At 68.4% G+C, this 21,948-nt stretch carries 19 protein-coding genes; 16 read left to right on the top strand and 3 right to left on the bottom strand.

The features are described from left to right. Window position 1: 1 nt before the first annotated feature. Together KZ491_RS09955 and pssA are read right to left on the bottom strand one after the other, a co-directional pair. Window positions 2–490 carry a hypothetical protein gene (locus KZ491_RS09955; protein WP_222565708.1) on the bottom strand — a complete coding sequence of 163 codons (489 nt, stop codon included), beginning with the start codon at window positions 488–490 and terminating at the stop codon, window positions 2–4. After that, window positions 487–1,272 (bottom strand): CDP-diacylglycerol--serine O-phosphatidyltransferase, encoded by a 786-nt coding sequence (pssA, locus tag KZ491_RS09950; protein WP_222565707.1) that lies wholly within the window; start codon window positions 1,270–1,272, stop codon window positions 487–489. The genes KZ491_RS09955 and pssA overlap by 4 nt, the downstream gene beginning before the upstream one ends. Before the next feature lie 85 nt (window positions 1,273–1,357). Between pssA and KZ491_RS09945 the strand changes: the two genes are divergently transcribed. The 4 genes from KZ491_RS09945 (at window position 1,358) to KZ491_RS09930 (ending at window position 7,456) form a co-directional block, all read left to right on the top strand. Then, window positions 1,358–1,771: a DUF4124 domain-containing protein gene (locus tag KZ491_RS09945; RefSeq protein WP_246606746.1), complete on the top strand. Its 414-nt coding sequence runs from the start codon at window positions 1,358–1,360 to the stop codon at window positions 1,769–1,771. 97 nt (window positions 1,772–1,868) lie between these two features. Next, window positions 1,869–5,837, top strand: coding sequence for a phosphoribosylformylglycinamidine synthase (gene purL, locus KZ491_RS09940; protein WP_222565706.1), 3,969 nt, complete (start codon window positions 1,869–1,871; stop codon window positions 5,835–5,837). 140 nt (window positions 5,838–5,977) lie between these two features. Then, window positions 5,978–6,664, top strand: a complete 687-nt coding sequence (locus tag KZ491_RS09935; RefSeq protein ID WP_222565705.1) for a hypothetical protein — start codon at window positions 5,978–5,980, stop codon at window positions 6,662–6,664. Window positions 6,665–6,832: 168 nt separating this feature from the next. Beyond that, window positions 6,833–7,456 carry an ECF-type sigma factor gene (locus KZ491_RS09930; RefSeq protein WP_222565704.1) on the top strand — a complete coding sequence of 208 codons (624 nt, stop codon included), beginning with the start codon at window positions 6,833–6,835 and terminating at the stop codon, window positions 7,454–7,456. 52 nt (window positions 7,457–7,508) lie between these two features. On the opposite strand, the gene KZ491_RS09925 is transcribed toward KZ491_RS09930, so the two are convergent. Continuing rightward, on the bottom strand, window positions 7,509–9,914 hold the full coding sequence (locus KZ491_RS09925; RefSeq protein WP_222565703.1) for a serine/threonine-protein kinase: 2,406 nt from the start codon (window positions 9,912–9,914) through the stop codon (window positions 7,509–7,511). 187 nt (window positions 9,915–10,101) lie between these two features. On the opposite strand from KZ491_RS09925, the gene gspE reads away from it, so the two are divergent. The 12 genes from gspE (at window position 10,102) to KZ491_RS09865 (ending at window position 21,946) form a co-directional block, all read left to right on the top strand. Continuing rightward, window positions 10,102–11,814: a type II secretion system ATPase GspE gene (gene gspE / locus KZ491_RS09920; RefSeq protein ID WP_222565938.1), complete on the top strand. Its 1,713-nt coding sequence runs from the start codon at window positions 10,102–10,104 to the stop codon at window positions 11,812–11,814. 4 nt (window positions 11,815–11,818) lie between these two features. Then, window positions 11,819–13,036, top strand: coding sequence for a type II secretion system protein XpsF (xpsF, locus tag KZ491_RS09915; RefSeq protein WP_222565702.1), 1,218 nt, complete (start codon window positions 11,819–11,821; stop codon window positions 13,034–13,036). Window positions 13,037–13,094: 58 nt separating this feature from the next. Then, the gene (locus KZ491_RS09910; protein WP_043958830.1) at window positions 13,095–13,529 is read left to right on the top strand and encodes a type II secretion system protein GspG; all 435 of its coding nucleotides are present in this window, start codon (window positions 13,095–13,097) and stop codon (window positions 13,527–13,529) included. A 14-nt stretch (window positions 13,530–13,543) separates the two neighbouring features. Then, the gene (gene xpsH, locus KZ491_RS09905) at window positions 13,544–14,044 is read left to right on the top strand and encodes a type II secretion system protein XpsH (protein ID WP_425493149.1); all 501 of its coding nucleotides are present in this window, start codon (window positions 13,544–13,546) and stop codon (window positions 14,042–14,044) included. Next, the gene (gene xpsI, locus KZ491_RS09900) at window positions 14,044–14,472 is read left to right on the top strand and encodes a type II secretion system protein XpsI (protein WP_222565700.1); all 429 of its coding nucleotides are present in this window, start codon (window positions 14,044–14,046) and stop codon (window positions 14,470–14,472) included. Before xpsH ends, xpsI begins: the two co-directional genes overlap by 1 nt. A 38-nt stretch (window positions 14,473–14,510) precedes the next feature. Further along, complete coding sequence (locus KZ491_RS09895) at window positions 14,511–15,206, top strand: prepilin-type N-terminal cleavage/methylation domain-containing protein (RefSeq protein ID WP_246606745.1); 696 nt, start codon at window positions 14,511–14,513, stop codon at window positions 15,204–15,206. A gap of 71 nt (window positions 15,207–15,277) precedes the next feature. Continuing rightward, on the top strand, window positions 15,278–16,120 hold the full coding sequence (locus tag KZ491_RS09890) for a type II secretion system minor pseudopilin (protein ID WP_222565936.1): 843 nt from the start codon (window positions 15,278–15,280) through the stop codon (window positions 16,118–16,120). After that, window positions 16,117–17,295, top strand: a complete 1,179-nt coding sequence (locus tag KZ491_RS09885; protein ID WP_222565699.1) for a PilN domain-containing protein — start codon at window positions 16,117–16,119, stop codon at window positions 17,293–17,295. The genes KZ491_RS09890 and KZ491_RS09885 overlap by 4 nt, the downstream gene beginning before the upstream one ends. Continuing rightward, the gene (gspM, locus tag KZ491_RS09880; protein ID WP_222565698.1) at window positions 17,270–17,914 is read left to right on the top strand and encodes a type II secretion system protein GspM; all 645 of its coding nucleotides are present in this window, start codon (window positions 17,270–17,272) and stop codon (window positions 17,912–17,914) included. Before KZ491_RS09885 ends, gspM begins: the two co-directional genes overlap by 26 nt. Further along, window positions 17,904–18,689: a dihydrolipoyllysine-residue succinyltransferase component of 2-oxoglutarate dehydrogenase complex gene (locus tag KZ491_RS09875; protein ID WP_222565697.1), complete on the top strand. Its 786-nt coding sequence runs from the start codon at window positions 17,904–17,906 to the stop codon at window positions 18,687–18,689. The genes gspM and KZ491_RS09875 overlap by 11 nt, the downstream gene beginning before the upstream one ends. Window positions 18,690–18,820: 131 nt before the next feature. Then, window positions 18,821–20,974, top strand: coding sequence for a type II secretion system secretin GspD (gspD, locus tag KZ491_RS09870; protein ID WP_246606779.1), 2,154 nt, complete (start codon window positions 18,821–18,823; stop codon window positions 20,972–20,974). A 75-nt stretch (window positions 20,975–21,049) separates the two neighbouring features. Beyond that, window positions 21,050–21,946, top strand: a complete 897-nt coding sequence (locus tag KZ491_RS09865) for a glycosyltransferase (protein WP_222565695.1) — start codon at window positions 21,050–21,052, stop codon at window positions 21,944–21,946. Window positions 21,947–21,948 lie beyond the last annotated feature (2 nt).

Here is a 21,948-nt window from a genome sequence, read left to right as displayed (position 1 = left end):
TTCATCCGTTGCGGTTGCGACGCGTCTTGCGCATCTGCTGCCACAAAGCGCGCTTGGCCGCGGGCTCGGCGCGCAGGCGGGCCAGGTCGATCCGCCAGGCCTGTGCCGCGACCTCGAATACCGTTGCCTCCATGTCGCTGGCGCGGAGGATTGCAAGCAGCAGTGGATCGTCGCTGGGCAGCAGTGACGGGCGCGCCGACCGCCGCGCGCCCCGCGCCGCCTCCAGGGCGGCTTTTTTCGCCGCAGCGTCGGTGCGTCTGGCCCCGGCGACGGTACCGGGCGCCGGCGCGTCCGGCGCGCTGATCGGCTTGATGGACGGTGATGGTCGCGCCACTTGCACAGGACGAACCGACCGGGCGGCACCCGCGACCGCAGGGGCCGCCGGGGGCGGCGCGGGCGGCGCCTCCAGGGCAGGGTCCCCGACCAGCAGCAGCACCGGATGTCCCAGCGCCTGCAGCCACTCGTGTTGCTGGACCGTCCACAGGCTCATGGCGTCGCCGTTTCCACCGGAGATCGGCGCACGCGCCGGTAGATGGCGTGCACCGGACCCGACATCGCGTACAGCGCGATGATGGCCAGCAACACCCGTGGCGGATCAATGGCGATGGCTGCAACCACCGCGATCACCACCAGCACGGAAAGAAATGGCAGGCGGTCGTGCTTGGGTCCGCCACCCTTGAAGCTGAAGTAGCGGATCGGGCTGACCATCAGCAACGCCGCGACAACGGTTGCAACCACGGCCAGATAGCGCAGTTCGACCCCCGAGTAGCCCATCGCGAAGCAGGTCCAGACGAAGCTCGCCAACAGGCCCGCGGCGGCCGGGCTGGCGAGGCCGATGAACCAGCGCTTGTCCACTTGCCCGACCTGGGAGTTGAACCGCGCCAGGCGCAGCGCAGCACACGCGGCATACAGGAACGCCGCCACCCAGCCGATCTTGCGTGCGGTAACGCCGTCCAACGACATCGACGCCAGCGACCAGTGATACATCACCAGCGCCGGTGCAAGGCCGAAGCTGATCAGGTCCGCCAACGAGTCGTACTGCACGCCGAACTCGCTCTGGGTGTTGGTCAGCCGCGCCACCCGTCCGTCCAGACCATCGAGGATGGCGGCAACGAAAATCGCGATGCAGGCATTGTCGAAATGGCCCTGGGTGGCGGAAATGATGGCGTAAAAGCCGGCAAAGAGGCCACCCGTGGTAAACAGGTTGGGCAACAGGTAGATACCGCGGGGTCGCTGGCGTGCCGGTGGGGTAATGGGTTGCGTAGGTTCCATTTCAGCAGTCTAGCGCTTGCTTGCGTTGCGGCGGGATGCTGCAATCATCGCAGTGCCATCCCCCAACACTGCAATGGAAGCTCTCATGACCGGTCTGCTTGCTCTGCCTGTACGTCGTCTTGCGGCCTGCCTGGCCCTCGTCACCTTGATGGTGGCGTTGCCGCTCTCGGCCGGTGAGCTGTTCCAGTGGAAGGATGCCAGCGGGGTCACCCATTACTCCGATGCGCCGCCACCCAGCGGCCAATACCAGAACCGCCGCATCACCGACTCGGGTGCCGGCACCGCAAGTGAGGCGACTGCAGAGGCGACAGTGGAGAACAGCCAGTGCACCACTGCGCGTGCCAACCTGGCGCTGCTTGAGGGCGAGGGGCCGATCCAGATGCAGGGCAGCGATGGCGATGGCGAGGCCACCGCGATGAACGCAGAACAGCGCGAAGCGCAGAAGCAGTTGGCCCAGGCAGCGATCAACGCCTACTGCGGCGGGGCGGCCAACCAGTAACGGCGTGCGAACGGCGCCGCGCCGGCACCAACCGGCTGCGCGCGCCTGCGCGGGCTGACCTACAATAGTCGGCCCGTCGACCTACGGTTTTCCGGACATGATCGTCCTCGAGGGCGCCTCCGCCCTGTCTACGTTCCGACGCGAACGTCTCCAAGCCCGGCTCCAGAGCCACCACCCCGACGTGCGCCTGCTTGGCGCGTGGCCGGTGTACTGGGTCAAGCCCGATCAGGGCGCCCAGGTTGACGGACCCGTTCTGGGCCGGATCCTGCAGGCCGGGCCTGAGTTTGCGCCACTTCAGGCCGGCGCGGTCTCGCGTTTCGTCACGCCGCGCCTGGGCACCCAGTCGCCCTGGGCGAGCAAGGCCACCGAGCTGGTCCGTGATGCCGGGCTGGCGGTCTATCGCGTCGAGCACGGCACCCGTTTCGACCTCGCCGGCTGGCCGGACGACCCTGCAGTCTGCGACCGGCTCGCCGCCGAGCTGCACGATCCGATGACCCAGTCGCTGCTCACCTCGCGCGACGCGGCGCTGGCGTTGTTCGACGTTCCGCAGCAGGTTGCCCTGGAGCGGATCGATCTGGATGTCCTGGAAGCCGCCAACAGCCGTCTCGGACTGGCCCTGGCCGACGACGAGATTGCCTACCTGCGTGATCGTTACGCGGAGCTGGGGCGCGCGCCGTCCGACGTCGAGCTGATGATGTTCGCCCAGGCGAACTCCGAGCACTGCCGACACAAGATCTTCAACGCCAGCTGGACCATCGACGGCATCGACCAACCGATGTCGCTGTTCGGGATGATCAAGCACACCCACGCGACCACGCCGCAGCATACGCTGTCGGCGTATAGCGACAACGCGGCCGTGGTGGCGGGCTACCCCAGCCAGCGTTTCAGGCCCGACCCGATCGGCGCCGGATATCGCCTCGAGGCGCCGGTGGATTCCGCGTTCTGCATCAAGGTGGAGACCCACAACCACCCCACGGCGATCTCGCCGTTTGCCGGCGCCGCCACCGGAGCCGGCGGCGAGATCCGCGACGAGGGCGCCACCGGCCGCGGCGGCAAGCCCAAGGCCGGCCTGTGCGGGTTCACCGTGTCGCACCTGCGCATCCCGACACTGCCGCAGCCCTGGGAGGGTGAGCGCGTACTCAACCCGCGCATGGCCAGCGCGTTGGAGATCATGCTAGACGGCCCGCTGGGCGCGGCGGCGTTCAACAACGAATTCGGCCGTGCCAACCTGGCCGGTTACTTCCGCAGCTTCGAACTGGCCGCTGCCGCCACCGACGCGAGCACGCTGACGCGCGCCTACGACAAGCCAATCATGCTGGCGGGCGGCCTGGGCGCGATGGACCGCATTCAGGTGGAGAAGCGCGGCCTCAAACCGGGGCATGCGGTGGTCGTACTGGGCGGGCCGTCGATGCTGATCGGCCTGGGCGGTGGCGCGGCCAGTTCGGTCGCCTCCGGTGACAGCGACGAGGCGGTGGACTTTGCCAGCGTCCAGCGCGACAACCCGGAGATGGAGCGGCGCTGCCAGGAAGTCATCGACAGTTGCGTTGCGCTCGGCGCGGACAACCCCATCGACAGTGCCCACGACGTCGGCGCCGGCGGCCTGTCCAACGCGATACCCGAGCTGCTGCACGACTCGCGCCTGGGCGGTGTCATCGACCTGGCCAAGGTGCCCAGCGACGACCCCTCGTTGTCGCCGATGCAACTGTGGTGCAACGAATCCCAGGAACGCTACGTGCTCGGCCTGCCGGCCGACCGTGTGGCGCAGTTCGCGGCGATCTGCGAGCGCGAGCGTTGCCCGTTCGCGGTGGTCGGCCATGCAACGGCCAACGAGCGGCTGGTGGTGGGTTACGGGGTGACGGTGGAGAGCGTCTACGGCACAGACGGTTGCACGCCGGCCGCTGTTGCCCACCCGATCGACCTGCCGATGGACGTGCTGTTCGGCAAGGCGCCCAAGATGCATCGCGACACCCACCGCCCCGCCGCGCCGGCCTGGCCTTCGCTGGCCTGGGACGGCCTGGATTTGCGCGACGCGGCCCTGCGCGTGCTCGCTCACCCGGTGGTCGCGGCCAAGCAGTTCCTGATCACGATTGGCGACCGCAGTGTCGGCGGCCTGACCGCGCGCGACCAGATGGTGGGCCCGTGGCAGGTGCCGGTGGCCGATTGCGCGATCACGTTTGCCGGTTTCAGCGGTTTTGCGGGCGAGGCGATGGCGATCGGCGAACGCACGCCGCTTGCGCTGCTGGACGCCGCGGCGTCCGCTCGCATGGCCGTTGGTGAGGCGATCACCAATCTGTGTGCTGCGCCGGTCGAGTCGCTGGAGCGGATCAAGCTCTCCGCCAACTGGATGGCCGCCGCCGGACACGACGGCGAGGATGCGTTGCTGTTCGACGCGGTCAAGGCGGTCGGCATGGAGCTGTGCCCGCAGATCGAACTGAGCATTCCGGTCGGCAAGGATTCCCTGTCGATGCAGGCGCAATGGGAAGTGGACGGCAAGGCGCACAAGTCCGTGTCGCCCGTGTCGCTGGTGGTCACCGCGTTCGCCCCGGTCGCCGACGTGCGCAGCCAGCTGACGCCGTTGCTGACGTCCGGGCCGGAGTCCGAGCTGTGGTTGATTGGCCTGGGCGCAGGCAAGCAGCGCATGGGCGGATCGGTCCTGGCGCAGGTCCATCCCCATGCCACCGGCGGCGGTGCGGGCGGGCTGCCGGCCTTTGCCGGGCAATCCTCCGAGGACGGACGGCGGACGTCGGGCGTGCCGGACCTGGATGATCCCGAGCGGCTGCGCGCGTTCTTCGAGCTGATCCGTGACGCGCGTGCGGCGGGCCTGCTGCAGGCCTATCACGACCGTTCCGACGGCGGTGCGTTCGCCACCCTGTGCGAGATGGCGTTCTGCTCGCACACCGGCCTGGAGATCAATCTGGACGGCTGGGGCGAGGATGCGTTCCGGACCCTGTTCAACGAGGAGCTGGGCGCAGTCGTGCAGGTCAACGCGGCTGACCGGGTCGAATTCGCCGACCTGCTGGCACGCCACGGACTGGTGGATTGTGCCCAGCGCATTGCCAAGCCGAGCACGGCGCCCAGTATCCGTGTCCATGGCGGCGGCGAGTTGCTGGCCGAATGGGCCTGGGACGAGCTGTTCGATGCGTGGTGGTCGACCACCCACGCGATGCAGAAGTTGCGCGACAACCCGGAGTGCGCGGATCAAGAGCGCGCAACGATGCGCGATTTCAACGCGCCCGGCCTGTTACCGAAGCTGTCCTTCGACGCGGCCGAGGATGTCGCCAGCGCATTCGTCCACGTCCAGCGCAGGCCGAGGGTCGCGATCCTGCGCGAGCAGGGCGTCAATGGCCAGGTCGAGATGGCGGCGGCGTTCGACCGTGCCGGCTTCGAGGCCGTCGACGTGCACATGAGCGACCTGCTCAATGGACGGGTAGCGCTGGACGGTTTCAAGGGCCTGGCTGCCGGCGGTGGCTTCAGCTACGGCGACGTGCTCGGCGCGGGCCGCGGCTGGGCGACCTCGATCCTGGAACATCCGGCGCTGCACGACGGGTTTGCCGCCTTCTTCGACCGCGATGACACATTCACGCTGGGCATCTGCAACGGTTGCCAGATGCTCAGCCAGCTGGGGTCGATCATCCCGGGGGCGGGCCATTGGCCGCGTTTCCTGCGCAACCGCAGCGAGCAATTCGAGGCCCGCCTCAGCCTGCTGGAAATCAACGACTCGCCGTCCATCTTCATGGCTGGCATGGTCGGGTCGCGGATTCCGGTGGTGGTGTCGCATGGCGAGGGTCGTACGGCGTTCGCCGCCCCCGCCGACCAGGCGGCGGTCCACGCGGCGGCACGTTACGTGTCGGCCGGCGGGCAGCCCGCGGCCGATTATCCGGCCAATCCCAACGGATCGGCCGAGGCGATCGCTGCGGTGACCAGTGCCGATGGCCGGGCGACGATCCTGATGCCGCATCCCGAGCGCACCCTGCGCACCGCCAACCTGAGTTGGGCGCCATCGGAATGGGGCGAAGACTCGCCGTGGCTGCGGATGTTCCGCAACGCGCGCGTTTTCGCCGGCTGAGTTTCCACGACGGGGCGGATGCGCCACACCGCCCCGTCGTTTCGCCAGGTCTTGTCTGATTGTCCGGCCGCGCTCCCCGACGACGTACACCCCTGCAAGCAACGGCCACTTGCCGGCGACGGTTGCGGGGAGGCATTTCGATGGGGGTCGCGATGCACGCGTTGGAAGACGTGGACTGCGGTCGCTGCAAGCCCGCAGCGACCAGGACGGGGAGGGCGCGCCTGGGCGGAGCGTTGGCTCTTGCCCTGGCGCTAGTGGTCGGCTGCGCCTCGGACCACACGGTCCCGGCGTCGCCGGCGGGCCTATCGGAAGGCGACGACGGCCTGCGCAGCACACCCTGCGCGGTGGTGAGCCGCGACATGGTCTCGGCCGCTTTCGCCGTCGATGCGGCGCTGATCGAGCAGTCCTCGATGTCGTCACTGTGCGTGTATCGCCGGGAGAACGGGAGCGACCTGCTGGATGTCACGGTCCATGTCAGCGCCGTGGCCGGGGATGCCGACGAGGCCCGGGCATTGTTCGAGCAAGCAACCGCCGCTGACCTGCAGTCCTCCCCAGCCGGGAGCGCCGGGCCGTTCGAGGAAGTGCCCGACGTGGGCGATCAGGCGCGCTTCGATGTCGGCAACAGCGACCTGCATATCCGCAGCGACCGTCTGTATTTCACTCTCAACGCGTATTCCGGGCCGAAGATGGAGGCGGCCATCGTCGACACGGAAGCCGCGGGCAGGATCGATGCCCACGCCCAATGGTGGCAGGCCACGCTGCCGCAGCGCCGACTGGCTGCACGGACGCTCGGCAACGCGTGGATGGCGGCACAAAAGGACCGTTGAGGTCGGCACGATGAGCCGCTGCCGGCTGCGGGCCGCCGGCGTCCCGCGCGCGGATCGGGGTCTCCCGCGCGATTCATCGCCCGGCCCACGATCGTCAGCGGCGTGTATCCTCCGGCCCAAGGAAGGCGACGCAGGCATCTGTCGCGTATTTGGAGGAGGGAGTCCGCCATGGGGAAGGGGATTGAACCGGGTCGACAAGGACCGGACGAGGGGATCGAGCCGGACACGACCGGCGTGGGTGCGGCCGAGCTGGCGCCATTGCTTTATCCGGACCTGCGCCGCGCGGCGCGGGGCATCCGTGCGCGCTCATCCGGCAGCGCGCTGCAAACGACGGCCCTGATCCACGAGGCCTATCTGAAGATGGCCAACGTGGGGCCGTGGAAGTCGCACCGGCACTTCCTCGCCTCCGCCGCGGTGGCGATGCGCCACGTGATGGTCGACGAGGCCCGTTCGCGGTTGCGACTGCGGCGCGGCGAGGGACGGACGCCCATCTCCCTGGATGATCCGGACAACCACATCCAGGCGCAGGCTGCGCTGATGGTGACCGAGTGTGAAACGCGGGTCGTGGTGGGCGAGGCAGTCGAGCAGCTGGCGGCGATCGAACCGCGGATGGCGCGGGTGGTGGAGTGCCGGTATTTCGCCGGCTACACCGAAGTGGAAACCGCCGACATCCTCGGTATCACCGAGCGGACCGTGCGCCGTGACTGGATCAAGGCGCGCGCGTGGCTGCAAAAGGAACTTGGCGACTACCGCGGCGACAGTGGCGAAGCGGGCGAGGGCGCGACCTCCTGAGCCGGCAGGAGGGGTTGTTTCCGGCGATGTGTGCTGCGCGCCCTGTCTGTGCTCACTCGCGCCATTGCTGCTGAAGGGCATCCAGTTGGGCCAGGTAGGCGGCGCCGGAAGGGCCCATCGCCTGTAGCCGTTGCCGCGCCAGCTTCAGCGCGGCGCTCGCGCGATCCGCACGACCTTCTGCATGTTCCACCCGCGCGCGCGAGATTTCGAGCATCGCGGCAAACGGGTGCTCGCTGCCAAAGGTCTCCATGATTGCCGGCGTCAGACTACCGAGCTTCGCGCGCGCCTCCTCAAGCTCGCCATGCCCGACCAGCGCATCAACCAGGCCCAGACCGGCGGCCAGCGCTATCGTGCCGGTCTCCCCGCCCGCGTGCACGCGTCCCATTTCAATGGCTTCGCGCAGCAGCGGGACGGCTTCGTCGTGGCGGCCCAGCTGGACGAGTGTCTTGCCCAGATTATTCATCAACGCCGCCAGCGCGCCGGACGGGCCGTAGAGCTCGCGGCGCAGTTCCAGCGCGCGGTAGAAGATTTCCGCGGCCTCCTCCCGCCGACCCGATTGCACTGCGGCACTGGCCCAGTTGTTCAGTGTGTTGAGCGCGTCAGAGCTGTTTTCCTGGCCGAGCGTTTGCCAGATGGCGTGTGCGTGCTTCAACTGGATAATTGCCTCCTCGAGGCGTCCGAGCTGGTAATACGCCAGCCCCAGGTTGTTGATCAGCACCGCGGTGTCACGGTGTTGCAGACCGGACAGTTCGACGCGTTGCGGCAGTGCATCCTCCAGCGTACGCAGGGCAAGCTCGGCGTCTCCTTGCGCCCGTTCGATCTGCGATTGCAGCAGGCGGCTGTCGAGCAGTTCGTCGCGGAATTTGCCGGGCTCGGCCTGCCAGAACTTTTGCGCCTGGTCGAGCAGGTCGCGGGCCTGAGCCGTTTGGCTCTCGCGGAAACTGACCTGGGCCAGGTCGTGCATCGCCATGGCGCGCACGTGCTGCGCGACACCGGCGTCATCGCGCAGCAGGCGCACCAGCAGCGGCCGTGCGCCGGTGTAGTCGTTGATCTGGAAGTACAGTTCCGCCAGCGCCAGGGCCACGTCCGCGTAACTTTCCGGATCGTCGGCAAACTCCTCATGCACCCGCTCGGCGGCACGGTCCAGAACCGACTTGGCCGTCACTTCCTCATGCTCCTGGGTGCCGCTGGCGGAGCGGAACATCAGCATCAGGTACTGGCGCACGGCGTCATTGCGTACCGCCTCGCGGCGCGCGTGGTCGCGCTCGATGGTGGCCTTGTGGCCCTGCCATGCAACCCCCACCAGGCCCAGGGCCAGACTGGCAAATACCGCGGCGGCCAGCGCGTAGGCGACGCGGTGACGCCGGATCCGGCAGCCCATCCGATAGCGGGCCGTCTGCTTGCGGGCGGCCACGGGGTGCTGGCCCAAATGCGCCCGCAGGTCGGATGCCAGCTCGTCCACCGTGCGGTAACGTTGCGCCGGATCGGTCTGCAGGGCTTTCAACACGATCGCGTCCAGGTCGCCACGCAAGGCCTTGCGCATCCGACCTTCGACGCGTGTGCTGGGCGGCTGCGGTGCCGGCAGTGACAGGCGCTCAAGGGCGCGGATCTGCGGGGCCCCGGTCAACTGCCAGGGGCGTTCGCCTGTCAGCAGTTCGTAAAGGATCACGCCCAGCGAATAGACGTCGGTAGCGGTCGAGACCGGAGCTCCGGTCAGCTGCTCTGGTGCGCAGTAATCCGGCGAGGCAGGGCCGGTGGGTGCGGGATCGCGATCGCGTTCGCGGGTCGGCGCGAGGCGCTTGGCGATGCCGAAGTCCAGCAGCTTCAGCCGCCCATCGGGCGAGACCAGTATGTTGCCGGGCTTGAGGTCACGGTGGATGACCAGGTGCTGGTGGGCGTGGCTGACCGCGTCGCAGGCCTGCAGTACCAACGCCAGTTTCCGTTCCAGCCCCGGGCCCAGGTCCGGGACTTCGGTCAGCGGTACGCCTTCCACATACTCCATCACTGCAAACGGGACGCCCTGGTATTCGCCGCCGTCCAGCAGATGGGCGATTCCGGGATGCTCCAGGCGGGCGAGGATCTGGCGCTCGGCGACGAAGCCGGCGCGGTCTTCAGCCGACTCCATCCGCATCAACAGTTTCAGGGCCGCCCGCTGCTCATAGTCGTCGCCAAAGCGGTGGGCCATGTAGACCTCACCCATGCCGCCGCGGCCGAGCAGCTTGTCGATTTCCCAGCGCCCGACACGGGTTCCCGGAGCCAACAGCGGCGGCAACGGCGCGCGCAAGGCGTCTGCATCGACGGTGTGGGTATCGGCGTCGTGCAACAGCGCCTGGACCTGGGTGCGGATTTCCGCGTCAGGTTCCAGATCTGCCAATCCGCGGGCACGCGCTCCCGGAGGCAGTTCGACGACGAGGTCGAACAGCTCCCATACCCGTTGCAACCGCTTTGCATCCTGCATCGAACCGCTCCCCCGTTTCGCGTTTGGGGGTATCCACAGCCGTGCCGGTCCCCCGACCTGCGTCCCGTTGCTCCCCCGAATGCCGCGATCATAGCCAAACGCGGAATGCGTCACCCATCCAGGGCTATGTCCAGCTGATAAAGTCGAGCGTTCGAGGCGACAGGGACCCGACGTGGAAACTGCTGGAATCATTGCCCGGGTTGACGACAGGGAAGGCGGGGTCGATGCCGCGCTGGTCGATGCGCTGCGTACAAAAGGCCGCCTGAAGGATGCCGATCTCGCGCGTGCGCGGCGGCTGCACGCGGAGACTGGCGGCAGCCTTCTGGGCCTGTTGGCCCGGCTGGGTCTGGTCTCGGAGCGGGACCATGCCGAGACCGTGGCCGAAGTGCTGCAGTTGCCGCTGGTGAGCACCAAGGACGCGCCGGAACTGCCGCCCGAGGGCGTCGCGCTGACTACAAAATTCATGAAGCAGTTTGCGATCTGCCCGGTGGCGGAGACCGCGGAGGCGGTCGAGGTGCTCGCGGCCGACCCGCAGGATCCCTACACCCTGGATGCGGTGCGCCTGGCGACGGGGCGCGAAGTGCGCGCCAGTGTCGCGCTGCGCTCGGAAATCGATGAGCTGATCGAGCGCTGGCACGGCCAGGGGCGCAGCGCGATGGGTACCATCATCGAGACCGCCGAAGGCGAAACCGGCGGCGATCTGGACGATGTTGAGCATTTGCGCGACCTCGCGTCCGAGGCGCCGGTGATCCGGCTGGTCAACCTGGTGATCCAGCGTGCGGTCGAGCTGCGGGCCTCGGACATCCATATCGAGCCGTTCGAGAACCGGCTCAAGGTCCGCTACCGCGTGGACGGGGTGCTGATCGACGGCGAGAGCCCGCCGGTCAACCTGACCGCCGCGGTGATCAGCCGGATCAAGATCATGGCCAAGCTCAACATCGCCGAGCGGCGCCTGCCGCAGGACGGGCGGATCATGCTGCGGGTGCAGGGCAAGGAGCTGGACCTGCGCGTGAGCACCGTGCCGACCGCGCACGGCGAGTCGGTGGTGATGCGCCTGCTGGATCGCGAGTCGGTGGTGCTGGACTTCCACCGGCTGGGCTTCACCGACGAATTCCTGCCCCGGTTCGAGCACGTGCTGCAGCAGCCGCACGGCATCCTGCTGGTGACCGGCCCGACCGGCTCGGGCAAGACCACGACGCTGTACACCGCGCTGAGCAAGCTGAATACGCCGGACGTGAAGATCATCACGGTTGAGGATCCGGTCGAGTACCAGATCGAAGGCATCAACCAGATCCAGGCCAAGCCGCAGATCGGACTGGATTTCTCCCACGCGCTGCGATCCATCGTGCGCCAGGATCCGGACATCATCATGATCGGCGAGATGCGCGATCTGGAGACTGCGCGCATCGCCATCCAGTCCGCCCTCACCGGCCATCTGGTGCTGAGCACGCTGCATACCAACAATGCGGCTGGCGGCATCACCCGCCTGCTGGACATGGGGGTGGAGGACTACCTGCTGACCTCGACCATCAATGGCATCCTCGCCCAGCGGTTGGTGCGACGGCTGGAGCCGACCCACGCGCAGCGTGTCCCGGCCACGCCGGAGGAAATCGAGCGGTTTGAGCTGCGCCGCTACCAGCCCGAGGGCGAGATCCTGCTGTACCGCCCGCAGCCCTCGGCGCTGGCGCCAACCGGGTATCAGGGACGCACGACGATCATGGAGTTCATGGTCATCAACGACGCGCTGCGCAGCGCGGTGATGCGCCACGCCGGCATGGGCGAGATCGAGCGGATCGCCCGCGACGGCGGCATGCGCACGATGTACGAGGACGGCATCACCAAGGCACTGGCCGGGCTGACCACGATCGAGGAAGTCCTGCGGGTCACCGAGGACGCCTGAGCCGATGGCCCTCTACAGCTACAAGGCTATCAACGCGCGCGGCGAGATGCTCGACGGCCAGATGGAGGCCGCCAGCGACGCCGAGGTGGCGGCGCGCCTGCAGGAACAGGGCCACCTGCCGGTGGAAGCACGCCTGGCCAGCGAGGGCAGCGGACTGCCCGCATGGCGCACGCTTTTCAAGCCGCGGCCGTTCGCGGGCGAGCGGCTGGTCCAGTTCACCCAACAGCTGGCGACTCTGCTTGGTGCCGGCCAGCCGCTGGACCGGGCGCTGACGATCCTGCTGGAGCTGCCCGAGGACGAGGCCGCGCGACGGGTGGTCAGTGACGTACGCGACGCGGTGCGCGGCGGTGCCTCCCTTTCGACCGCGCTGGAGCGCCAGCACGGTACGTTCTCGCGCCTGTACGTGAACATGGTGCGCGCCGGCGAGGCCGGCGGCAGCATGCACGAGACGCTGTCGCGGCTGGCCGATTACCTGGAGCGCTCGCGGGCGATGCAGTCGCGGGTCATCAACGCGCTGATCTATCCGGCGATCCTGTTGGTGATGGTCGGGCTCAGCCTGCTGTTCCTGCTCGGCTACGTCGTGCCCCAGTTCGCCCAGATGTACGAGAGCCTCGACGCGCCGCTGCCGGGCTTTACCAAGGTCGTACTCGGGGTCGGCCTGTTCGTGCGGGACTGGTGGATCATGCTGGTGGTGATCCCGGCGGTGGTGTTGCTGGTATTCGACCGCAAGCGCCGGGATCCGGTGTTCCGCGAGAAACTGGACGGCTGGCTGCTGCGCCGTCGTTTCTTCGGTGACCTGGTTGCCAAGGTCGAGACCGCGCGTCTGGCCCGTACCCTGGGCACGCTGGTGCGCAACGGCGTGCCGTTGATGGCCGCGTTGGGCATTGGCCAGAAGGTGCTGGGCAACCGGGTGCTGGCGGCAGATGTCCTGGCCGCCAGCGACGAGGTAAAGAACGGTGTCGCCCTGTCCACCGCGCTCGCGCGTGGCAAGCGCTTCCCGCGCCTGGCCCTGCAGATGATCCAGGTCGGCGAGGAATCCGGCGCGCTGGATACGATGCTGGTTAAGACCGCGGAGACCTTCGAGCACCAGACCTCGATCGCCCTGGACCGAATGCTCGCTGCACTGGTGCCCATTGTTACCGTCGTCCTGGCCGGACTGGTCGGTGTGGTGGTGATGGCAGTGCTGACGCCGCTTTACGACCTCACCAGTTCGATCGGATAACCCGCGGCCTCGGCGGCTCGCTCGCCGGCAAGCACTTTCCCACAAAGGACCTTCAACGATGCGCAACAAACGCTCCCTCACCCGTTCTCCCGCCCCCGCCGCGCAGGCTGGCATGAGCCTGATCGAGATCATCATCGTGATCGTGTTGATCGGCGCGGTGCTGACCTTCGTTGGCTCGCGCGTGCTCGGCGGCGCGGACCGCGCCAAGGCGAACCTGGCCAAATCCCAGGTCATGACGCTGGGGCAGAAGGTCGAGGCATTCCAGATGGATACCGGCCGCCTGCCGGCCACACTCGATGAGTTGGTGACGGCGCCGGGCAGCGCTGCCGGCTGGCTGGGGCCGTATGCCAAGCCGGCCGAGTTGAACGACCCGTGGGGGCATCCGGTGGAGTACCGCACCCCCGGCGAGAGCGGTCCGTTCGATCTGGTCATTTTGGGCAAGGACGGCAAGGTCGGCGGCACCAGCGTCGACAGCGACATCCACTACGACTGACATTGCCCGAGTTCCTGCCAACGCCATGGCGCGCCCGGTCGGGCCGTGGGGCGCGTTCCTCTCGCGGTCGCCACGCGGGAATTTCGCTGCTGGAGATGCTTCTGGTGATCGGGCTCATCGCAGGCGCGAGCCTGCTGGCGGCAGCGGCGTTCAGCGGCGGCGTGAAGGGCACCCAGTTGCGATCGGCGGTGAAGGAGGTGGCGGCGCAGTTGCGCTTCACGCGTACCCACGCGATCGCCACCGGTGAGCCCCAGCGTTTCGTGATCGATCCCGCGGCGCGTACGTGGCAGGCCCCAAAGGACCGTGCCGGCACCATCCCGGCCGCGATCGACGTGCGCTTTATCGGCGCCCGCCAGATCCAGCCTGCACAGGGACAGGGGGCGGTGATGTTCTTTGCCGACGGCGCCGCCACCGGTGGACGGGTGCAGCTCAGCCGCGACGGCGTGGTGTGGGACATCGACGTAGCCTGGCTGACCGGGCAGGTCAGCGTGAAGCGGGCCGGGAGCGGGGATTGATGCAATCGGCCAAGGCCCAGCGCGGATACACCCTGATCGAGGTGATTGTTGCCTTTGCTTTGCTGGCGATGGGTCTGACCTTGCTGCTGGGGACACTTTCCGGTGCGACCCGGCAGGTGCGCTGGTCGGCCGATGCGGGACGGGCGGCGCTGCATGCGCAATCCCTGCTGGACACTGTTGGTATCAGTGAGCCGTTGCGGGTAGGGCAACGTGAGGGCGACTTTGAAGACGGCCGCTATCGCTGGTCGCTTTCCGTGGCCCCGTGGCAGGATCCGGCGCTGATGAACCTGCCGCAGGCGCCGGGCGATCCGTCGTTGGTTGAGTTGGATCTGGCGGTGCAATGGGGTGACGGTGGGCCGGGTCAACAGTTGCAAGTGCGCAGTTTGAGATTGGCGCCGCCGGATGCCGCTGTAGGAGGTGTCCGGTGAGGCGTTCTGTGGAAAGAGGGGAGGGTGTGCGCGGGCGATTGGCTATCGCAGTCCGTTGCGACGGCATCATTCGCGCGGGACCGGCCAAGGCGGCCGGGCGCGGCTTCACTCTGGTCGAAGTGATGCTGGCCACGGTGCTTCTCGCCGCCGGGCTGGCGCTCGCGTTTGCGACGCTGACAGCGGCCAGCCAGACCGCGACCCGGGGCGAGGCGCTGGCCGAACGCAGCGAGCGCATGCGCGCGGTGGAGGGATTCCTGCGCAGGCGCATCAGCGCGGCGCGGCCGGTTGCCTTCCACACCGGTCAGGCCAATGAGCGTCCGCAACGCTTCCTTGGCGAGGCGGAGCGGATGCGCTTCGTCGCCGACCTGCCCGATTACCTGGGTCGAGGCGGTCCCTACTCGCACGATTTCCGCATTGAGCGCAGTGACGGTGCGCATCGGATCGTGCTCGCGCTGGACATCGTGTCGGCCGGTGAAACCGTGGAGGATCCGCGTGGCCGTGCGCCCGACGTACTGGTCGATGGGCTGGCATCGGCGCGGTTTCGCTATCGCGGCATCGACCCGGAGAACGGCGAGCTGGGTGAGTGGACCGACCGCTGGTCGGCAGTCGATCGCTTGCCGGTCTTGGTCGAGGCGAGCCTTACCGACGCGGACGGCGGCAAGTGGCCAACACTGGTCGTGGCGATTCCGCAGGCGTTGGGTGGCGCGACCGGACCTGCGGGTGGCGGCTGGTGACTGCGGTTGCCCGTCATCTGCATCGATCCCCGCGCCGCAGTGGAGGTGCCGCCTTGCTGCTGGTGCTGTGGATGATCGTGCTGCTCACCGCACTGGTGGGCGCGTTCGCGATGACCGCCCGGGTCGAGCACATGCAAGGCCAGGTCCTGGCGCGTGGGATCGGCGCCCAGGGCGCCGCGCGCGCCGGACTGGAGTACTCGCTGCACCGCCTGGCCCAATCCGATCCGCGGGCGCAGTGGCAGCCCGACGGCCGGCTCTATGAGTGGGAGTACCAGGGTGCGCAGGTCCAGGTGCGGGTCGTGGCAGAAGGCGGCAAGGTCGATCTCAACCAGTCCGATGCGATGCTGCTGGCCGGTCTGCTGCGGGCACTGGGCAGTGATCCCGCCGAAGCCACGCGCCTGGCCGGGGCGATCATCGACTGGCGTGACGCGGATTCCCTGAGCCAACCGTCCGGCGGCGCCGAGGACTCCGATTACGCCGCCGCCGGTCGCGCCTACGGAGCCAAGGACGCCGAGTTTGAAAGCATCGCCGAACTGGAACAGGTGTTGGGCTTCACCCCGGCGCTGTATGCCAGGATCGCTCCCCACGTGACGGTCCACAGCCGGTCGCCGCGCCCCGACCCCGCGTTCGCGACCGCTCCGGTTCTGGACGCCATGGGCATGGATGGCGAACGGATTGTCGCCGGGCGCGGCGTCGTCGATCCCGCAACCGGACTGCCCCTGGCCGGCGGAGGCGCCTTGCCCGTTCTGGGCGGCGGTCCGGCAGCGGGCGGAACGTATAGTATCGACAGCCGCGCGCAGCTGGCAGACGGCCGCCAGTCACTGTTACGCGCCGTCGTGCAGACCAGCGCCGCTGCGGGTCTGGGCGCGGCCTACACCACGTTGCATTGGGAAGAGGGAGCTTCGCCACGATGAGCCAGCCAGGTTCCACCTTCGGCGATCGCCTGGGGCGCATGGGCACGCGCGTGGTGCCGGGCGTGGGCGGCTATCTGTCGTGGTGGGGCCGCTCGCTGGCCGCCTGGCTGCCGCCGTCGGTGCGGCAGACGTTGGGCCTGGGGCGCGGCCGCCTGCTGCTCCAGATCGACCAGGCCGAGGTGCAGTTGCGGCGGCAACGCGACGATGCGCTGATTGATATCGAACGGCTGCCTTTGCCCGCGCTGGTGGCCCGGTCCCGGGTCGGAGAGGATCCTTTGGCGGCCCTGCTGGGCCCGCGCTTGGGCGAGCTTCCGCGCTGGCTGATGCTGCCTGCCGCCAGCAGCCTGACACGGCGGATCAGCTTGCCGTCCAGCGCGTTGGAGCGCTTGCGTGACGTGGTCGGTTTCGAGATCGACCGGCAGACACCGTTCACCGCCGATGCCGTCGCCTTTGATGCCCGCGTGCGTGGGCGCCGGGAAAGTGACGGCCAACTTGACGTAGAGCTGGTGGTGGTTCCGCGGCAACTGCTGGATGAGCAGCGCACGGCCTTGGGACCGCTGGCTTCGGGGCTGGCCGGGATCGACGTGGCCGGAGCGGACGGTGCTCCGCTCGGGGTAAACCTGCTGGCGCCGGCGGAACGTCGGCAACGGCGGGATCCGGCGGCGACGTGGAACGTCGCGCTGGCTGTCGTTGCGCTGCTCGCGGTTCTGGCATTGATGTGGCAGTTGCTGGAGAACCGTCGCAGCGCCGCAGTTGCGCTCGAGCAGACGATCGCCAGTCAGGCCGAGTCCGGTCGGCGCGCCGCCGTACAGCGCCAGCAACTCGCGGCAGTGATGGAGGGGCGGGTGTTCCTCGACCGCCTGCGGGCGGAACGCGCCCCCGCGACCGAAATCCTCGATGAACTCACCCGGCGCCTGCCCGACTCCACCTATCTGGAAAAACTGTCCATCAACGGCGACCAGTTGATGCTGATCGGGCTGAGCAAGCAGGCGGCGGCGCTGATCGGCGAGCTGCAGGGTTCCGATCAGTGGCGCTCGCCGGCCCTTGCCGGTGCGCTGCAACCAGATCCTGAGAGCGGGCGCGACCGGTTCACCCTGACAGCCAACCTTGCCTCTGCCACGGCAAAACCGGCCCCTGCGGAGGCCACCGATGCGCCTGCACAGCCCGGTCGCTGACGCGCCCTCACGCCGCGACCGATGGCTGGCGGCGGGCCTGCTGCTGCTGGTCCTGGCGATCGGCTACGGCATGTTGGTGCACCCGTGGTGGACCGTGCCAATGCGCGAGGCGGACGCGCGCATCGAGTCCCTGCAGCAGCGCGAGCTGCGGTTGAGGATGCAGTTGCAGCAAGCGCCCCAGGTGGCCGAGCGCCTGCAAGAGCTGAGCCAGCAGGAGGAAGGCATCCCCGGCTTCCTGCCGGAGGCGAACACGGAGCTGGCCACGGCAAGCCTGATCCAGCGGCTGGAAACGGTCGTGGCGGAGGCCAGCCCCGGCAACCGCAGTTGCGCCATCACCAATCGCTCGCCACTGGACTCCGACAACCGCCAGTCCTATCGTCGCGTGGTCGCCCAGGTTCGCCTGCGCTGCGGCACGCCCGAGCTGAGCCGGGTCCTGTACCTGCTGGAAAGCGGCAGTCCGCGCCTGTTCGTGGACAACCTAAACATCCTGACCCAGACGCTCTACTTGAGCCGAAGTCAGTCGGTGAGCCTGGGTGGCCTGGATGTCTCCTTCGACCTGCAGGGCTATCTGTTGCCGCTCGACGCGCCGCCGCCTGCCGAGGTGACCGATGCGCGTTGACGATCTGGGGCCTCGCACCTGGCTGCTGGCCGGCGTGGCTGGGTGGGCGCTGCTGGCCTGGGTGCTGGCCGTGGCCGGGATGGGCGGGCGGGTGACAACCTTGGCCGACGATCCCGACATGCTGGTCGCGCTGCCGCAGGCGGTGAGCGTGCAAGCCGCGCTCGGCCCGCCTGAGCAGTACCAGGCGATTGCCGACCGACCGCTGTTTGCCAGTGATCGCAGCCCGCACCCGTTCTTCCTCGAAGGTGGCGAGGAAGCGGATCCCGGCGAAGAGTTCGACTACGTACTCACCAGCGTCCTGATCACGCCGGCCACTCAAATGGCGATCGTCCGCCGGCGCGACGGTGGGGACGCGGTGCGGGTAAAGCTGGACGAGTCCCTGGCCCAGTCGGGCTGGCGTCTGGTCGAGCTGGCGCCACGCGGCGCGGTGTTTGACGGTCCCCAGGGACGTCGCAACCTGGAGTTGACGGTGTTTGAAGGCCAGGGCGCCGAGCAGACCAGCGCTGCGTTGGAGGCGGGCCGCGCGCCAGCAACGTCGGCGTCCCGTGCAGCGCGGATGCCGGAGGACGCGCAAGCCCCGTCGCCAGTACCCCGGCCGCAGGCGGAGCGTCGTCCCGAACCCGCCGCCATGGCCAAGGACGCTACGCCAGCAGAGCAGGACAGCGAGTCCGCCGCGCCTGTCAACACGGCGCCCGAGCCGGCCCAGGCACAGATGGACTCCATCCGCCAGCGGATTGAAGCCCGCCGCGCGGCGCTGCGAAAAGAAGAAATGTAGCCACCTGACGATCCAATAGAGTGCACGCAATGAAGCAACACGCCATCGATACCTTCCTCGCGACGTCGTCCGCGCGCCGCCCGCTCCCGGACCGGGGGCGCCTGTGCGCGGTCGTCGCCGTCCTGGTGGTGATGGCGCTGTTGGCCGGTTGTGCCAGTGGGCCGGTTCCCAGCATCCGTCGCGATGCTGTGCCGCGCACCGCCGAGCAGGCAGCGCAGCCCGGCACAAACGGCGTGCAGACCCATGCGCTGGGCAGCGTCTCGAACGTGGAGCCGGACCAGGACGGACCCCGCCCGCAGATCCGGCGCGGTACCGGCCGCTTCATCGACACCACGGTGGCCAATTCCCCACCGCCCGGGCTGCCGGCAACCACCGGGGAGGCGACGTTCAACTTCGAGGGTGAATCGCTGCACGCCGTGGTCAAGGCCATCCTGGGCGACATGCTCGGGCAGAACTACGTCATCGCCCCGGGCGTGCAAGGCACCGTCACCCTGGCTACACCCAAACCGGTCAGTGCCGCCGAGGCGATCAACCTGCTGGACCAGGTGCTGGGCTGGAACAACGCCCGCATGATCTACAGCGGCGGGCGCTACAACGTCGTCGCCGCCGACCAGCCGCTGGCCGGCACGGTCGCACCGCGCGCCGGTGGCGCTGCGAGCGCGCGCGGTTTCGAGCTGCGCACCGTTCCGCTTCGTTATGTCTCCGCCGAGGAGATGAAGAAGATCCTCGAGCCCTACGCGCGGCCCAACGCGATCGTGGACACCGACGCGTCCCGCAACGTGATCACGGTCGGTGGCACACGCGCGGAGCTGCAGAACTACCTGCGCACGATCGAGATCTTCGACGTCGACTGGCTGGCGGGCATGTCGGTGGGCGTCTACCCGCTGCAGTCCGGCAAGGCGGTGCGCGTGGTGGAGGACCTGGAGAAGGTGTTCGGCCAGGAGAGCAAATCGCCGGTGGCCGGGATGTTCCGGTTCATGCCGCTGGAGGGCACCAACGCGGTGATGGTGATCACCTCGCAGCCGAGCTACCTGGACGACATCCAGCAATGGCTGGACCGCATCGATGGCGCAGGCGGTGCGGTGCAGCTGTACTCCTACCAGCTCAAGTACATCAAGGCGCGTGACCTCGCCGACCGCCTGGCGGAAGTCTTTGGCGGCTCGTCCGCTGGCGGCGATGGAGCAGGCGGCGACCGCGGCCCGAGCCTGATGCCCGGCCTGGATTCGGCGGAAATCACCTCCGGAGACGACGGCTCCAGCATGGGGTTCGGCGACAAGGGTGGCGGCAGTGGCGGCAGTGGCGGCGCAAGCCTGTCACTGGGCAACCGCCGCGACGGCAATGCCAGCGTGTCGCTGGAGATCGGCGGCGACAAGGTCGGTGTCTCGGCGGTGGAGGAAACCAATGCGCTGTTGGTGCGTTCCACCCCGCAGGCCTGGAAGTCCATCCGCGACGTGATCGGCCAGCTGGACGTGATGCCCATGCAGGTCCACATCGAGGCCCAGGTGGTCGAGGTGCAGTTGTCCGGCGAGTTGGAATACGGCGTCAACTGGTTCTTCGAGAACGCGGTGACCGACAACGACCTGCCCAGCGCGGTCGGCCGCAGCACCTGGAGCACCCTGGCGGGCAGCGTCGGCGACGCGAAGGGCACGACTGGCGGACTGGCGTGGACGTTCCTGGGTCGCAATGCGGCCGCGGTGATCAAGGCGCTGGATTCGGTGACCGACGTCAACATGCTGCAGACCCCCTCGGTGGTGGTGCGCAACAACGCGGAGGCAACTTTCAACGTCGGCAGCCGTATTCCGGTGTCCTCGGTGACGGTGAACCCGGGGATCGGCAACGACACCAGCTACAGCCAGGTCCAGTACCTCGACACCGGCGTGATCCTGACGGTTCGCCCGCGCATCACCAAGGACGGCATGGTGTTCCTGGACATCGTCCAGGAGGTCAGCGCACCAGGCGGTGAGCCGGACCGGTTCGGCAATGTCCGCATCGACACCCGCAAGCTGAAAACCGAGGCGGCGATCCAGAGCGGCGACACGGTGATGCTGGCCGGCCTGATTCGCGACAGTGCCGCGCGGGGATCGCGCGGCTTCCCCGGGCTGAACCGGATTCCGGTGCTGGGCGGACTGTTCGGTACCCAGAGCTCGGTGACCCGGCGTGAGGAAACCATCGTCCTGCTGACGCCGAAGATCATTCGCGACCCCAACGAGGCTCGCGATTTGACTGACGAATACGGTCGCCGCTTTCGTGCCCTGCAACCGCTGCAGGCCCCGGCACGGCCGTGACGACGGCGCTGGAGCGCCCGATGACGCCTTCACGCGCTGTCCGCGCCGCGGCGTGTGGCTGAGGGGACGGCTCCCATGGACGCCGACATCGGCGTGGTGGTGGTCAGCTACCAGAGCATGAGCACCATCGAGGACTGCCTGGACCGGCTGCGCGGCGCCGTCGGCGTGGCCGCGATCAGGGTGGTCGACAACGACTCCAGCGATGGCACGGTGGCGGTTGTCCAGCGCCACGCGGTGGCCGATCCGCGGGTCCAGTTCATCGCCAACCCCGACAATGCCGGCTTTGGAGTGGCCTGCAACCAGGGCGCCGCAGCGATCGCGGCGCAGACGCCCTCCTGCCGCTGGCTGGCCTTCGTCAATCCCGATGCGCTGGTGGAAGTCGACACCTTGTCGCGACTGCGTGAGCTTGCGCTGCAGCGCCACGCGGTTGGCGTGGACGTGTTGCTGGGCGTCGATCTGGTGGACGAGGCTGGAACGCGCGATCCTGCCGCGCGTCGCCGCGCGCCGGATTTCCTGGCGATGCTCGGTGGTATCGCGGCACGGCTGCGCGGACGCCGGTCCGGAGCGGGCCCGGCGCTGGCGATCGAGCCCGACGACGCTGTGGAGCTGCAGCCGGTGGAGGCGATTTCCGGCGCGCTGATGTTCCTGGCGCAAACGCGTTTCGAGCGTATTGGCGGCTTTGACGAGGCGTATCGACTGCATGCCGAGGACCTGGATCTCTGCCGGCGACTGGCCGCCGATGGGGTGGAACTCGCGGTGGCGAACCGGGTGCGCGTCGTCCACGTGCGCGGGGTCTCCAGCCGCTCCAATCCCTGGTTCGTGGAGTGGCACAAGCACCGCGGGCTGTGGCGCTACTTCGGCAAGTTCGAAGCGGCCGATCGCGGCGTCGGTGCGCGCGCGCTGGTGTTTGCCGTCATCTGGGCCAGGTTTCCCTTCGCCGTGGTCCGGGCGATGCTGCGCAGCCGGACCTGAGC

This window comes from Novilysobacter antarcticus (genome assembly GCF_019802285.1).
In the GTDB taxonomy this organism is placed as follows: Bacteria; Pseudomonadota; Gammaproteobacteria; order Xanthomonadales; family Xanthomonadaceae; genus Novilysobacter; species Novilysobacter antarcticus.
Note: the sequence above shows the minus strand (reverse complement) of the source record. Positions and strands in the feature narration are given on the sequence as shown.

Bases quoted from the DNA above. Each gene is read 5' to 3' on its own strand.
- KZ491_RS09890 (WP_222565936.1), top strand. From the start codon at position 15,278: ATGATCGTGCTGCTCACCGCACTGGTGGGCGCGTTCGCGATGACCGCC.
- pssA (WP_222565707.1), bottom strand. From the start codon at position 1,272: ATGGAACCTACGCAACCCATTACCCCACCGGCACGCCAGCGACCCCGC.
- gspM (WP_222565698.1), top strand. From the start codon at position 17,270: ATGCGCCTGCACAGCCCGGTCGCTGACGCGCCCTCACGCCGCGACCGA.
- KZ491_RS09910 (WP_043958830.1), top strand. From the start codon at position 13,095: ATGCGCAACAAACGCTCCCTCACCCGTTCTCCCGCCCCCGCCGCGCAG.
- xpsI (WP_222565700.1), top strand. From the start codon at position 14,044: ATGCAATCGGCCAAGGCCCAGCGCGGATACACCCTGATCGAGGTGATT.
- KZ491_RS09875 (WP_222565697.1), top strand. From the start codon at position 17,904: ATGCGCGTTGACGATCTGGGGCCTCGCACCTGGCTGCTGGCCGGCGTG.
- gspD (WP_246606779.1), top strand. From the start codon at position 18,821: ATGGCGCTGTTGGCCGGTTGTGCCAGTGGGCCGGTTCCCAGCATCCGT.
- KZ491_RS09930 (WP_222565704.1), top strand. From the start codon at position 6,833: ATGGGGAAGGGGATTGAACCGGGTCGACAAGGACCGGACGAGGGGATC.
- KZ491_RS09925 (WP_222565703.1), bottom strand. From the start codon at position 9,914: ATGCAGGATGCAAAGCGGTTGCAACGGGTATGGGAGCTGTTCGACCTC.
- purL (WP_222565706.1), top strand. From the start codon at position 1,869: ATGATCGTCCTCGAGGGCGCCTCCGCCCTGTCTACGTTCCGACGCGAA.
- xpsF (WP_222565702.1), top strand. From the start codon at position 11,819: ATGGCCCTCTACAGCTACAAGGCTATCAACGCGCGCGGCGAGATGCTC.
- KZ491_RS09955 (WP_222565708.1), bottom strand. From the start codon at position 490: ATGAGCCTGTGGACGGTCCAGCAACACGAGTGGCTGCAGGCGCTGGGA.
- KZ491_RS09935 (WP_222565705.1), top strand. From the start codon at position 5,978: ATGGGGGTCGCGATGCACGCGTTGGAAGACGTGGACTGCGGTCGCTGC.
- KZ491_RS09865 (WP_222565695.1), top strand. From the start codon at position 21,050: ATGGACGCCGACATCGGCGTGGTGGTGGTCAGCTACCAGAGCATGAGC.
- KZ491_RS09885 (WP_222565699.1), top strand. From the start codon at position 16,117: ATGAGCCAGCCAGGTTCCACCTTCGGCGATCGCCTGGGGCGCATGGGC.
- KZ491_RS09945 (WP_246606746.1), top strand. From the start codon at position 1,358: ATGACCGGTCTGCTTGCTCTGCCTGTACGTCGTCTTGCGGCCTGCCTG.